Origin of the sequence: Amycolatopsis sp. NBC_01480 (genome assembly GCF_036227205.1) — a bacterium.
Classification (GTDB): domain Bacteria; phylum Actinomycetota; class Actinomycetes; order Mycobacteriales; family Pseudonocardiaceae; genus Amycolatopsis.
In genome coordinates, this window is sequence record NZ_CP109442.1 from 5418134 (window position 1) to 5431286 (window position 13153).

The window sequence follows — 13153 nt, forward strand, 5'->3', positions numbered from 1 at the left end:
CGTGAGCACCGAAACCGGGCCGGAGAAGAAGGGGCCCTCGAAGCCGCGCCGGGGAGAGCTGCGCATCTACCTCGGCGCGGCGCCGGGCGTCGGCAAGACGTTCGCCATGCTGGGCGAGGCGAGGCGGCGGGCCGAGCGCGGCACCGACGTGGTCGTCGGGCTGGTCGAGACCCACGGCCGCAAGAAGACCGCGGACCTGCTCGACGGTCTTGAGGTCGTGCCGCGCCGGACCGTGAACCACCGCGGGCACGAATTCGCCGAGATGGACCTCGAGGCGATCCTGGCGCGCAAGCCCGAGGTCGTGGTCGTCGACGAGCTGGCGCACACCAACGTGCCGGGCGCGCGCCACGAGAAGCGCTGGCAGGACGTCGACGAGCTGCTCGCCCAGGGCATCGACGTGCTGTCCACGGTCAACGTCCAGCACCTGCAGAGCCTCAACGATGTGGTCGAGCGAATCACCGGCGTCGCGCAGCAGGAGACGGTGCCGGACGAGGTGGTGCGCCGGGCCGAGCAGCTGGAGCTGGTCGACATCACCCCGGAGGCGCTGCGGCGCCGGCTCGCGCACGGCAACGTCTACCCGGCCGAGCGGATCGACGCCGCGCTCGGCAACTACTTCCGCCCCGGCAACCTCACCGCGCTGCGTGAGCTGGCCCTGCTGTGGGTCGCCGACCAGGTGGACGTCGCGCTGCAGCGCTACCGCGCCGAGCAGAAGATCACCGACACCTGGGAGGCCCGCGAGCGCGTGGTCGTCTCGGTCACCGGCGGCCCGGAGAGCGAGACGCTGATCCGGCGCGCGAGCCGGATCGCCACGCGCGCGGGCGCGGAGCTGCAGGTCGTGCACGTGCTCAGCGGCGACGGGCTGTCCGGGCGGTCCTCGTTCAAGACCGGCCCGGGTGCCATGGCCCGCTCCCGCACTCTCGCGGACGAGGTCGGCGCCACCTTCCACACCGTCGTCGGCGACGACGTGCCGACCGCGCTGCTCGACTTCGCCCGCGGCGTCAACGCGACGCAGCTGGTGATCGGCACCTCGCGGCGCTCGCGGGTGGCGCGGCTGTTCGACGAGGGCATCGGCGCCGCGGTGGTGCAGCAGTCCGGCTCGATCGACGTGCACATGGTCACCCACTCCTACGCGGGCGGGCGGCTGCGCGCGCGGTTCGGCGCAAGCCCGCTGGCCCCGTCCCGGCTGGTCGTCGGCTGGGTGCTGAGCATCCTGCTGCCACTGATCGCGACCGGGCTCGGCGTGCTGCTGCGTGACGCGGTGGAGTTCTCCACCGACGTGATCCTCTACGTGCTGGCGACGGTGATCGTCGCGCTCGTCGGCGGCCTCGGCCCGGCGCTGCTCGCGGCCGTGTTCGGGGCCGGGCTGCTGAACTTCTTCTTCACGCCCCCGCTGTACACGCTGAACGTGCACAGCCCGCAGAACGTGGTCACGCTCGTCGCGATGATCGTGGTCGCGGTGCTGGTGGCGCTGGTCGTCGCTTCGGCGGCGCGGCGGGGGAGCCAGGCGGCGCGGGCCCGGACGGAGGCGTCGCTGCTCGCGTCGTACGCCCGGACGGTGCTGACCCACGCGGACCCGATCGAGAAGCTGCTGGCGAAAGTGCGGGAGAACTTCGGCCTGACGTCGGTCACGCTGCTGGAGAAGAAGGACGGCGACTGGCAGAAGGTCGCGGTGGCGGGCCAGAACCCGTGCGCCGACCCGGACGAGGCCGATGTGGACATCGCCGTGACCGCGGATGTGCACCTGACGTTGCGCGGCCGGGCGCTGCCGGCGTCGGACCGGCGGGTGCTGGAGGCGGTGGCCGGGCAGGCGCTGCTCGCACTGCGCCAGCAGCGGATGGCGGCCGCGGCGGCCGCCGCCGAGCGCAAGGCCGAGGCGACCGAGCTGCGCACCACGCTGCTGTCGGCCGTCGGGCACGACCTGCGCACGCCGTTGACCTCCATCAAGGCCGCCATTGGCAGCCTGCGCGCACCCGACCTGTCACTGTCCGATGAGGACACCGGCGAGCTGATGGAGGCCATCGAGGAGTCGGCCGACCGGCTGGCCGGGCTGATCGACAACCTGCTGGACTCCTCGCGGCTGGCCACCGGCGCCGTGCGGCCGCACCTGCGCCCGGTGGGCTACGACGAGGTGCTCGCGCACGCGCTGTCCAATGTGGACAACTCACGCGGGGTGAAGGTCGCGGTGGACGCGCGGCTGCCGTCCGTGCTCGCCGACCCCGGCCTGCTGGAACGGGTGATCGCGAACGTGCTCGACAACGCGCTGCGCCACGGTGTCGCCCCCGTCTCGGGCGGCCCCCCGGTCTCGGCCCGGGCGAGCGCGCACTCGGACCAGGTGGAGCTGCGGATCGTCGACCACGGGCGCGGGCTGCGCAAGGGCACGGCGGACTCGGCTTTCGCGCCGTTCCAACGGCTCGGCGGCGACCGGGACTCCGCGCCCGGCGTGGGGCTCGGGCTGTCGGTCGCCAAGGGCTTCACCGAGGCGATGGGCGGCACCATCCGCGCCGAGGACACTCCCGGCGGCGGGCTGACCGTGGTGATCTCGCTGCCCGCTTATACGGGGCAGCACCCGGACAAGGACCTGCTCTTGATCGACCAGGCCGTGGAACAGGAGGCATTGTGAGTACACAATCGCGTCAGCTCGCTCGCAATGCCGACCGGGTGCGGGTGTCCCGCAAGACACAGGAGGCATTGTGAGCCCGGACAGGGCGGCCACCGTGCTGGTGGTTGACGACGAGCCGCAGATCGTGCGCGCGCTGCGGATCAACCTGACCGCCCGCGGCTACAAGGTGATCACCGCGCACGACGGCACCGCCGCGCTCAAGGCCGTCGCCGAGACCAAGCCGGACGTCGTGGTGCTGGACCTGGGCCTGCCGGACCTCGACGGCACCGAGGTGATCGCCGGGCTGCGCGGCTGGACCACGGTGCCGATCATCGTGCTGTCCGCGCGCGGCGACTCGGCCGACAAGGTGCAGGCGCTCGACGCGGGCGCGGACGACTACGTGACCAAGCCCTTCGGCATGGACGAGCTGCTGGCCCGGCTGCGCGCGGCCGTGCGACGGTCGTCCGTCGGCGGCTCGGACGGCGCGGAGGCGGTGGTGGACACCGGCTCGTTCACCATCGACCTGGCGGCGAAGAAGGTCCGCCGGGACGGCCGCGAGGTCCACCTGACCAAAACCGAGTGGGGCGTGCTGGAGCTGCTGGTCCGCAACCGCGGCCGGCTGGTGGCGCAGAAGCAGCTGCTGCACGAGGTGTGGGGACCGTCGTACGAAACGGAATCGCACTACCTGCGCGTGTATCTCGCCCAGTTGCGGCGGAAGCTGGAGCCGGAGCCCTCGCGGCCGCGGCACCTGCTGACCGAGCCCGGCATGGGTTACCGGTTCGAGGTCTAGTGCTGTGACTCGAAAGGGCTCGTGAGTGTTTATGCCGGTTAGAACCGGCATAAACACTCACGAGCCCTGATCTGCTTTCAGCGCGCGGAGTGCGAGGGCGCAGTGTCCGAAGTGGACGAGTTGCCGGAGCTGCTCGGCGGCTCGCCGCTGGTGCTGCCGCCGCCACCGCTGCTGCTACTGCTCGGCGGCTCCGTCGGGGACGTCGGCGGGGACGTCTTGGTCGTCGAGGTCGGCGGAGTCGGGGTGACCGAATGCGTCGAGGGCGGCGGGTCGCTCCGCCCGGTGGTCGTGTCCGTCGGGCCGCCGGCCGGCGGCGGGTTGCCGGGGCCGGGGTTGGCCGGCGGGGTGACGACCGAGGTGGTCGGCACGCCGTTCGCGCCGACGGACACCACCGTGGTCGGGGTGGCGGGCGCGATGGAACCGTTCGGAGTGGACGGTCCCGTCGCCGGGGCGCCCGGGACCGCGCTGCCGGTCACCACCTGCGAGCTGCCGGGCAGGGTGCCCTGGCCGCCGCCGGGGACGCTGCCGCTGTCGGCCGCCGTGCTGCCCGGGCCCGCGAGTTCGGCGACCGCGGCGAAGGCCGTGGCCACGACCAGGCCGCCGACGCCGAGGATGGCGTAGCCGGCGCGGTTCACGCGGCCGCTCGCGCCCTTCGGCGGGGCGACGGAGATTCGGGTGCTCGGATCCGGCCCGTCGGGACGGGACATGCAGGCTCCTTACGGGACGTGACGCTGGAAGTCGTCAATCACTTTCGATCCGGGCGTGCCACCTGTCCGTACGCAGTGGACTCCCTGAACCAACTGGCCCTGGACGCTGACCTCGGCGGGGAGGTTATCACCGGCCATGCCCCATTCGCGCAGCTATCGACCGGAGGCGGTGACTGTCCGCATCCGGCGGCCTCCGGCAGAATGGCCTGGTGAGTGAAAAAGAAACACCCGTCCGGCTGGCGGCCTGGGTGCACGGACAGGTCCAGGGTGTCGGTTTTCGCTGGTGGACCCGGAGCCGCGCGCTGGAACTCGGCCTGATCGGCTTCGCCCGCAACCTGCCCGACGGCCGTGTTGAGGTGGTAGCGGAGGGTATACGAGACCACTGTGAGCGGCTGTTGGCCGCTCTTCGATCGGGGAAATCACCCGGAAGCGTGGATCACGTGGTCGAGCGCTGGGCCGCGGCCAAGGGCGGGCTGACGGGCTTCACCGAGCGCTGACGTTTCCCGCTCAGTGGCACTTCCGGCTCCTCTCCCGGCGGTGCTGAGCGCCCCAATGCGGCGTTGGTTGCTCCAGCCCTGCCCCACCGCCACCCTCAACGGAGGCGCTGCGCGCCCAGCCCTGATTCCACGCACCGAACGCCACATTGGGGCGCATCGGGCCGGGCTGTGAGCGGAGGGGCGGGTGGGGCCAGAGGGGTTGCCGTGGTGCCCGGTTCTGTGCTAGGCGCGCCCGGCCCGGCGGCCTCCCACGGTGACCGCGGGTGCCCAGGTAGCCTGGACCGATTGAAGAGCCAGTACCCGAGGCCAGAGGGGTCCGCACCAAGTGCACCTGAAAAGCTTGACGCTGAAGGGCTTCAAGTCCTTCGCCTCGGCCACGACGCTGCGCTTCGAGCCCGGGATCACCTGCGTGGTCGGGCCGAACGGCTCGGGCAAGTCCAACGTCCTCGACGCGTTGCGCTGGGTCATGGGCACCCAGGGCGCGAAGGACCTGCGCGGCGGCAAGATGGAGGACGTCATCTTCGCCGGCACCGCGGGCCGCGCCCCGCTGGGCCGGGCCGAGGTCACGCTCACCATCGACAACGCCGACGGCGCGCTGCCCATCGAGTACGGCGAGGTCTCCATCACCCGCCGGATGTTCCGCGACGGCGCGAGCGAGTACGAGATCAACGGCGACCGCTGCCGGCTGATGGACGTGCAGGAACTGCTGTCGGACTCCGGCATCGGCCGCGAGATGCACGTCATCGTCGGGCAGGGGCAGCTGGCGGCGATCCTCGAGTCGAAGCCCGAGGAGCGCCGCGCGTTCATCGAAGAGGCCGCGGGCGTCCTGAAACACCGCAAGCGCAAGGAACAGACCCTGCGCAAGCTCGCCAACATGCAGGGCAACCTGGACCGGCTGGGCGACCTCACCACGGAGCTGCGCCGCCAGCTCAAGCCGCTGGGCAAGCAGGCCGAGATCGCGCGCAAGGCGCAGTGGGTCCAGTCGGAGCTGCGGGACTCGCGGCTGCGCTTGTTCGCCGACGACCTGGTCACCCAGCGCGGCTCCATCGCCAGGGAAGAGGCCGACGAGCGCACCGCCCGTCAGCGCCGGGCCGAGGTCGAGCAGGCGCTGGAAGTCGTCGCCGCGGAGGAAACCGAGCTGGAGGCCTCGCTCGCCGAGGACGCGCCGAAGCTGCAGACCGCGCAGGAGACCTGGTACCGGCTTTCCGCGCTGGCCGAGCGCCTGCGCGGCACCGTGCGGCTGGCCGTCGAACGCCAGCGGCACCTTTCCTCCGATGTCGCCGCGCCGACCGGCGGGCGTGACCCGGAGGAGCTGCTGGCCGAGGCCGAGCAGGTGGCCGAGCGGGAGCAGGAGCTCAACGAGGCCGTGATGGAGGCCCGCGAGCTGCTGGCCGAAACCGTGCTGCGGCGCGAAGACCTCGAACAGCGGGTGCAGGCCGCGGAGCGCGCGCACTGGGCCGCCGTCCGCGCGATCGCCGACCGCCGTGAGGGCATGGCCAAGCTGACCGGCCAGGTCGAGGCGCTGCGCAGTAAAAACGGTGCCACCGCGGACGAAATCGACCGGCTCACCGTCTCCCTCGAAGAGTCGGCCGAACGCGCCGAGATCGCGGTCGAGGAGCTGGAAGTCGAGCAGGCCGAGGGCGGCGCCGAGGATTCCGACGACGCCGAGCTGATGCAGCGGCACGACCGCGCGGTCGAGGCCAACAACGCCGCCAAGGCCCGGGTCGAGGAGCTGGTCAAGGCCGAGCGCGGCGCCGAGCGCGAGATCGCTTCGGAGCGCGCGCGGGTCGAGGCGCTCTCGATGGGCCTCAAGCGCAAGGACGGCGCGGGCGCGCTGCTCGGCGCGTCCCACGAGCTGCCCGGCCTGCTGGGCTCGGTCGCCGCGCTGCTGACCGTCGAGCCGGGGCACGAGGTGGCGCTGGCCGCCGCGCTCGGGCCGGTGGCCGACGCCGTCGCGATCGCCGGCGGGGAGCAGGCGCTGCAGGCGCTGAAGTACTTGAAGGACACCGATTCCGGCCGTGCGGGCATCGTGCTCGGCGGCTTTGCATCCACTGTGGACACCAGTAGCTGGCCGATGCTGCCGTACGGCGCGCGCTGGGCCCGCGAGGTGGTCAGCGCACCGGAGCAGCTGCGTCCCGCGGTCGAGCACGCGCTCGACAAGCTGGCGCTGGTGAATGGGCTGGAGGCGGCGCGTCAGCTCGTCGCGAGTCATCCGGACGTGCGCGCGGTGACTGCCGAGGGCGACGTTTTCGGGGCCGGCTGGGTGGCCGGCGGGTCCGCGGCGCGCGAGAGCGTGATCGAGGTCCAGGCCGCCGTCGACGAGGCGGGGGACCGGCTGCGCACCGCGGAGCGCGCGGTGGAGCGGTTCACCGCCGAGCTGGAAGGCGCCCGCGCCGAGCAGCAGGCCCGCCGGGAAGAGGTCAGCCAGGCCAAGGACGCCCTCGGTGAGGCGAAGGTCCGCAAAGCGCGTTCGTCGGAGCGGCTCAACCGGTTGCAGCAGGCCGCGCGGTCCGCGCAGGCGGAGGTCGAGCGGCTCACCGGGCAGCGCGCGAAGGTCGAGCAGAGCCGCGAGCAGGCGCTGGCCCAGCTGGCCGAGCTGGAAGAGCGGCTCGCCGCCGTCGCCGAGCAGCCGGTCGAGGACGACCCGGACACCGCCGAGCGCGACGAGGCCGTGGCGCAGCTGACCGTGGTCCGCCAGGAGGAGATGGAGGCGCGGCTGGCGCAGCGCACCTCCGAGGAGCGGGCGCGCAGCATCGCCGGGCGCGCCGAATCGCTCCGCCGCGCCGCGCACGCCGAGCAGCAGGCCCGTGAGCGGCTGGCGAAGGCGCGCGAGGCCCGTGAGCGGGGCGCCGAGATCGCGAACGCGGTGGTCGACGCCGGTGAGCTGGCGCTGGAGCGGATCGAGCACTCCGTGCAGCGCGCGGCCGCCGAGCGCGACGAGGCCCAGGCCCAGCGCCAGACCCGGGAGACGGCGCTGACCGCCGTCCGCGGCAAGGTCCGCGAGCTGTCCGGCGAACTGGAGAAGCTGACTGACGCCGTGCACCGCGACGAGGTGCTGCGTGCCGAGCAGCGGCTCCGGCTGGAGACGCTCGAGGCCAAGATCGCCGAGGACTTCGGCATCGGCCTGGACGACCTGGTCGCCGAGTACGGCCCGGACGTGCCGGTGCCGCCGAGCGCCGGCGAGACGGCCGAGTACGAGGCGGCCAAGGAGCGCGGCGAGGACGTCACCCCGCCGCCCCCGATGCCGTACGACCGCGACACCCAGGCCCGCCGCGCCAAGCGCGCGGAGAAGGACCTTTCCTTGCTGGGCAAGGTGAACCCGCTGGCGCTGGAGGAGTTCGCGGCGCTGGAGGAGCGGTACAAGTTCCTCTCCACCCAGCTCGAAGACCTCAAGGACACCCGCAAGGACCTCGAGGCGGTGATCCGGCAGGTGGACGAGAAGATCCTGGAGGTCTTCGCCTCGGCGTACGCCGACGTCGCCCGCGAGTTCGAGACGGTGTTCAGCGTGCTGTTCCCCGGCGGCGAGGGCCGCATGGTGCTCACCCAGCCGAACGACCTGCTGGCCACCGGCGTGGACGTCGAGGCGCGGCCGCCGGGCAAGAAGGTCAAGCGGCTCTCGCTGCTCTCCGGTGGCGAGAAGTCGCTGGTGGCGGTGGGCATGCTGGTGGCCATCTTCCGCGCCCGCCCCTCGCCCTTCTACGTGATGGACGAGGTCGAGGCGGCGCTCGACGACACCAACATGCGCCGGCTGATCGGGCTGCTGGAGCAACTGCGGGACTCCTCGCAGCTGATCATCATCACCCACCAGAAGCCGACCATGGAGATCGCCGACGCGCTCTACGGCGTGAGCATGCAGGGCGACGGCATCACCAAGGTGATCTCGCAGCGCCTGCGCGCGACCGAGGAGCCGGTGCCGGCTTCCTGAGCAGAGTTACGAAGAGGGCTTCCCGCAGCATGGTCGGGAGGCCCTCTTCTGTTGTCCGGGAAACAATCGCTATGGCATAGATGGCTATAGCGTTTGTGTCTTGCTCTGCGCATTCGGCCGAAGCGTTTTTGCCTTGGTTCCAAGATCGGTTACGCTGACTTGTCACCAATTGCAAACACTGGCACCGAGGGGGACTCGTGCGGGGGAATCAGGTAGGCCGGACTCGGCGGGTTCCACCACTGTGCGCCGGAATGCGGCGGCTGTTCGTTTCCACCGGCGAATGACTGTCCTCGTCGAGCCGGTGGTGGTGCCGGCCGCGGTGTTCAGTACCGCGTGGACCATGCTTGATCTGGGTGACCCGCATCCGGTTTTCGGCACCGGCCGGTTCTGGTCCGACGAATCCGCGCGCCGGGAGCAGCACGTCGCGGTCATGGCCTTTCTCGCTCGAATCGGGTTGGCCGAGGAGGGGGTCCTGGCACCGCACTGGCGGGCCACGCTGAAGGTGCTCGGCCACGCCGAACAGGAATGTTTCGGCTGGAGTGAATTGCCGAACGGCAACCGCAGCTCGGCGATAGCCGTGCGGCAGGGGCACCATGCCGTGCTGGCCAAGGTGTACGACGACCTGGTCGAGCTGCACCCGATCCCGGCCGCGCGGCTGGCCACCGCCCTTCACGACACGCTGCCGCCGCTGGCCGCCGCCGCGATTCGGCCGGTCGCGGTCGAGCCGCGTCCGGAAACGGCGGATCCGTTCGAGGACGGCACAGATCGCGAGTACTTGTCCGCCGTGCTGAGGGGCCGGCAGCTCGGCGTGCATCAGCTGTACTCGGCCGCGCGCACGGGCCGGGGCCGCCGGGTCGGCGGTCCGATCACCGTCGTGGACCTGGAGATCGGCCGCGTGCTGACCTACCGGAGCGAAAACGACCGTACCGAGCTGATTCCCGGTGGTCCGCCTGCGGTCGTGAAAGTCCTGAATGACACGTACGAGGCGCTCTGACGACGGTGCCCGCCGCGGTATCGAGGGGAGCCCGGCAGTCGTCAGGTGCCGATTGTCGGGGGTACTGGCCGGAACCCGGTCTCCGGATCGATGGCGGTTTCCTCGTCGGCGAACAGGTCCACGTCGAGCACGTACTTGCGTTCGTGGTCAGCGTCTTCCTCGCCCTTTTTGCCGCCGCGGCCCATACCGGCGCCCATTCCGGGCGAGCCATTGCGGCCGGCACTGCCGGCACCGCCCGCGCCGGGGCCGCGAGTGCCCGCGGCGCCCGGTTCCCCGCCGCCGGCGCCGGCGCGTGCTCCTGCGCCGTTCTGACCACCGGAGCCCGAGCCGCCGGAAGCCGATCCGCCCGGGCCGAAGCCACCTGCCGGCCCGCCAGTCCCGAACCCGCCGACCGGGCTGAACCCGCCGAACCCGCCCGGCCCGGAACTGCCCGGACCGCCGGGTCCGAACCCGCCCGGGTTGCCAGGGCCGTATCCGCCGGGCCCGCCGGGGAGATTCGGTGGCTGGTAAGAGGAAGTGGTGGTAGTGCTGTCGGGCCCGGACGCGACGGGCACGTTCGGCGGCCGGTAGCCGGGCTGCTGCCCGGCCGGCGAGGACGTCGGTGCGTTCGGTCCGCCGGGGCCTTGGCTACGAGGCTGGCCCGAGTCGCCGCCGCCTGGCTCGGACGGCCCGTGCGGCGTCGGCTGGACCGGTGGCTCGGCCGGCGGCTGTCCAGCCAGGGAGACGTCGCCGCCGTCGTATTTCCCGATGACGCCGTAGTCGGCCTTGAGCTGGCCGGAGTTGCCTTGGCTCTCGGTGGCGAAGGCGTTGTAGGTGTCGAGGTTCTTCTGCGCCGCGTCGATGTAGGCGGACGACTTCAGGAGCATGTCGACGTTAGTGAAGCCGACGGTCTGCCCCGGCGTGAGGGACGGCTTCGGCGGCATCGCGGCGATCTGGTTGCGCAGGTTCTCGTGCATCGCGAGGCCGGCGGCGTGCGTGTCCTTGTTGCCCAGGAAGGTCTGATGCGCGTCGATCATCGAGTCGCGCATCTTCTGCATCCGCGAGCGCGCGAGGTCGGCACCCTCGCCCTGCCAGGACGACTCCAGGTTGCTCATCAGCGAGGTCATCTGCTGGCTGAGCGCCTCCTGCTTGGTGGCGAGTCCATGGGACAGGTCGACGCCGTCCTGCCAGCCGGACGAGTCGGACTGCTGAAGCTGCTGGACGATCTGATCGATCGGCACCTGAGGCGGCTGGCTGGCCTGCCACTGCTGTGCCGTCTGCTTCGCCACTTCCAGCCAGTCCATGTCAGCGCCCCGCCTTCTGCTTCAGCGTGGTGGCCACATCGCCGGCGATCTCCGCGGCGATCTTGCAGGGGTCGGCCTTGCTCGAATCAGATCTGGAGAGACCGACCTCGAAGTCGGCGGTGTCGGAGATCCCGACTGCGACCTGACAGAAGGCTGATTCCGGTCCGGCCGCCGCCGTATCGTAGGCGACGGCCGGGAATCCCTGGATGGGCTGCAGGATTTCGAACCGTTTCGCAACCTTCTGGGTTTGGTCGTAGTACTGGCTGATGCCGAGCTTGGTCTTGGTCGTGAAGTAGATCTTCAGCAGCGCCCCGGACTGCAGGTCCGACCACTCACAGGTGGCACCGACGCCGGCGAGGCTGTCTCGTTTGCCGGTGATACCGCTGCCGACGTCGGTCTTGACCTGTTCCGCGGTCAGTGCGTCCTGGCAGGGGTCGCCGGAGATCACGCTGTCCGGAAGCGGATTCTCGACCTTGGGTGCCCCCGCATACGGCGGCGTGAGGTTGACCGGAGCGAGGCTGCTGGGGGCTGGCGTGGCGATGCCGCCGGTGTCGTCGGAGCACCCGGACAGCAGCAGTGCTGACCCGAGCAGGGCCAGCGACTTGCGAAACTTCATTTGGGGTCTTCCTGCATGTTGAGCTTCGACATCTGACCGGCCTGCTCCTCGTCCGCGGCGACAGTGATGTGGAGGGCTTTGGCGATGCGGTCGGCGAGTTCGTTGACGTAGCTGAGCTGTAGGTCGATATGACCGCCGCCGTAGGAGAACGCACCAAGCGCTCCGCCGCCGTCACCAACGCGTGACTTGTGCATCGCCAGGGTCACGGGGTCTTGGGACGGCGGCCTCATCGCGCACAGTCGCGCGACGTCTTCATGCATCGTTTTGAGCTGGCTCTTGACTTGGAGCAGCCCATCGAGGGCTTTCTTGGCCTCGTCCGGGCTCATCGAGAACCCGGACTGACCGGACCCGGGCGCGCCTGTGCCCATGACGGTGAAGGCGACGTCTTCCCACATGGCTGCCCCCTCGGCAACGCTCAAAATTGCGGCTTCGACACATAACCGTATCCGATCACTCACTCGTCGTGGGCGGGTTGGGTCAATTCTTGAGAACAAGACATAAATGGTTAGGACGTAATTTCTATAGACATAAAAGATATTCGGCGAAACTGTTGCTCACTGCGAAAGGGCTGCCCGGAGGACGGTCCCGCAGCGGCTGCGCGCGACCGAGGAGCAGCCGGTGCCGGCTTCCTGAGCCGGGGTTCGCCCCGCCGGGCGATCAGTGCCCGAAGGGGCAAGATGCGCGGTCGTTCCGCTGCACCGGTCAACTGACCGGTGCAGCAGGCGTCTTCCTGGATATTCGAAGAACTTGGCGAAAGCCAGTCCAGGAGGGAATCCGAAATGCGCACGATGGTGGCCCGATCGCTGATTTCCGGCTCGTTGCTCGGCGTGGCCCTGACGCTCACCGCTTGCGGTAGCGGGGGCATCTCGGCAGGCCAGCTGCCGGGGAGCGCAGTCTCTACCCCGGCCGCGCCGACCGCAACGCCTTCGGCGCCGGCGACCACACCGTCGTCGCAGACGGTGCCGGACGCGCAGACGGGGCAGACGGGTCAGACCGCGAAGCCGCAGGCCCGCGCGCCCAAGCCCGCGAGCTCCGCCGCGGGCAAACGGGACGGCTCCGGCCCGGCGCCGCGGGGCGGGCTCGGCAAGACGGTCGACTGCGGCCCGATCGACGGCCCCACCGGGAAGATCGACGTGGTGGCCGAGGCCATGCCGGCCGGCACGGTCGGCTGCACCGAAGCGATCGACGTGCTGTCGGACTACCTGGCGCAGGCACCCACCAAGGCCGAGGGCACCGCGCACGTCCTGACCGTCGACGGCTGGCAGTGCGCTTACGACGGCGGCACGGCCGGCAGCGGGATGATCGGCTGCGGCGGCAAGGGCCTTTCGTTCCACGGCCAGCCCTGAACGTCCCGGAATCTCAGTGTTCCGCCCTGCCAGTAGGTAAAAACGGGTACGAACCGCCCGGATCGGCTGTCCGCGCCGGGCTTCCGGCTGGCAACGTCGAGGGGGCCCGGCCGCGTGAGTCTGCCGCCGCGGCGTTCGCCGCCGGTCATGTCGCCTGCGACGGCCGGACCGACTTCGTCCGCCTGCACCTCGCGGGCGGAAACCCTTGGGACGGCAGCGACACCGCGTGCTTCGCCAACGCCGGCGCGGTCGGCGTGGACCTGTCCGGGGTCGGCCGGATCGACTCCGGCAACAACGTGGTGACCGTGTACTGGGACGGCGGCCGGACCGACCTCGGCCGCTGGCAGGGGTCGACACGAACTTCGTGCACGCCCGCCAGGTCGTGATCTACTGATT

The 13153-nt window shown here is 70.9% G+C and carries 11 protein-coding genes; 7 read left to right on the top strand and 4 right to left on the bottom strand.

Annotated elements, in window-relative coordinates; all coding sequences use genetic code 11:
- The first annotated feature begins 1 nt into the window (after position 1).
- Together OG371_RS25915 and OG371_RS25920 are read left to right on the top strand one after the other, a co-directional pair.
- Positions 2–2620, top strand: coding sequence for a sensor histidine kinase KdpD (locus OG371_RS25915; protein WP_329057743.1), 2619 nt, complete (start codon positions 2–4; stop codon positions 2618–2620).
- A 70-nt stretch (positions 2621–2690) separates the two neighbouring features.
- Entirely contained in the window at positions 2691–3389 is a 699-nt protein-coding gene (locus OG371_RS25920) for a response regulator (RefSeq protein WP_329057744.1), read from the top strand.
- A gap of 77 nt (positions 3390–3466) precedes the next feature.
- Here the strand turns inward: OG371_RS25920 and OG371_RS25925 are convergent, their stop codons facing one another.
- Positions 3467–4096 (bottom strand): hypothetical protein, encoded by a 630-nt coding sequence (locus OG371_RS25925; RefSeq protein WP_329057745.1) that lies wholly within the window; start codon positions 4094–4096, stop codon positions 3467–3469.
- Positions 4097–4305: 209 nt separating this feature from the next.
- On the opposite strand from OG371_RS25925, the gene OG371_RS25930 reads away from it, so the two are divergent.
- The 3 genes from OG371_RS25930 to OG371_RS25940 all read left to right on the top strand — a co-directional run bounded on the left by OG371_RS25930 (position 4306) and on the right by OG371_RS25940 (position 9512).
- The gene (locus OG371_RS25930) at positions 4306–4593 is read left to right on the top strand and encodes an acylphosphatase (protein WP_329057747.1); all 288 of its coding nucleotides are present in this window, start codon (positions 4306–4308) and stop codon (positions 4591–4593) included.
- A 325-nt stretch (positions 4594–4918) separates the two neighbouring features.
- Positions 4919–8518 (top strand): chromosome segregation protein SMC, encoded by a 3600-nt coding sequence (smc, locus tag OG371_RS25935; protein WP_329057748.1) that lies wholly within the window; start codon positions 4919–4921, stop codon positions 8516–8518.
- A gap of 301 nt (positions 8519–8819) precedes the next feature.
- Positions 8820–9512, top strand: coding sequence for an ESX secretion-associated protein EspG (locus OG371_RS25940; RefSeq protein ID WP_329057749.1), 693 nt, complete (start codon positions 8820–8822; stop codon positions 9510–9512).
- 41 nt (positions 9513–9553) lie between these two features.
- On the opposite strand, the gene OG371_RS25945 is transcribed toward OG371_RS25940, so the two are convergent.
- The 3 genes from OG371_RS25945 to OG371_RS25955 are packed head-to-tail and all read right to left on the bottom strand — an operon-like array spanning position 9554 to position 11806.
- Entirely contained in the window at positions 9554–10795 is a 1242-nt protein-coding gene (locus OG371_RS25945; protein WP_329057750.1) for a hypothetical protein, read from the bottom strand.
- A gap of 1 nt (position 10796) precedes the next feature.
- A complete protein-coding gene (locus tag OG371_RS25950; RefSeq protein WP_329057751.1) occupies positions 10797–11411 on the bottom strand; it encodes a DUF3558 domain-containing protein in 615 nt (204 codons plus the stop codon).
- Positions 11408–11806 carry a hypothetical protein gene (locus tag OG371_RS25955; RefSeq protein ID WP_329057752.1) on the bottom strand — a complete coding sequence of 133 codons (399 nt, stop codon included), beginning with the start codon at positions 11804–11806 and terminating at the stop codon, positions 11408–11410. The genes OG371_RS25950 and OG371_RS25955 overlap by 4 nt, the downstream gene beginning before the upstream one ends.
- Positions 11807–12190: 384 nt before the next feature.
- Between OG371_RS25955 and OG371_RS25960 the strand changes: the two genes are divergently transcribed.
- Together OG371_RS25960 and OG371_RS47470 are read left to right on the top strand one after the other, a co-directional pair.
- On the top strand, positions 12191–12757 hold the full coding sequence (locus tag OG371_RS25960) for a hypothetical protein (protein ID WP_329057753.1): 567 nt from the start codon (positions 12191–12193) through the stop codon (positions 12755–12757).
- Positions 12676–13143, top strand: coding sequence for a beta/gamma crystallin domain-containing protein (locus OG371_RS47470; RefSeq protein ID WP_442875983.1), 468 nt, complete (start codon positions 12676–12678; stop codon positions 13141–13143). The genes OG371_RS25960 and OG371_RS47470 overlap by 82 nt, the downstream gene beginning before the upstream one ends.
- The last annotated feature ends 10 nt before the right edge of the window (positions 13144–13153 follow it).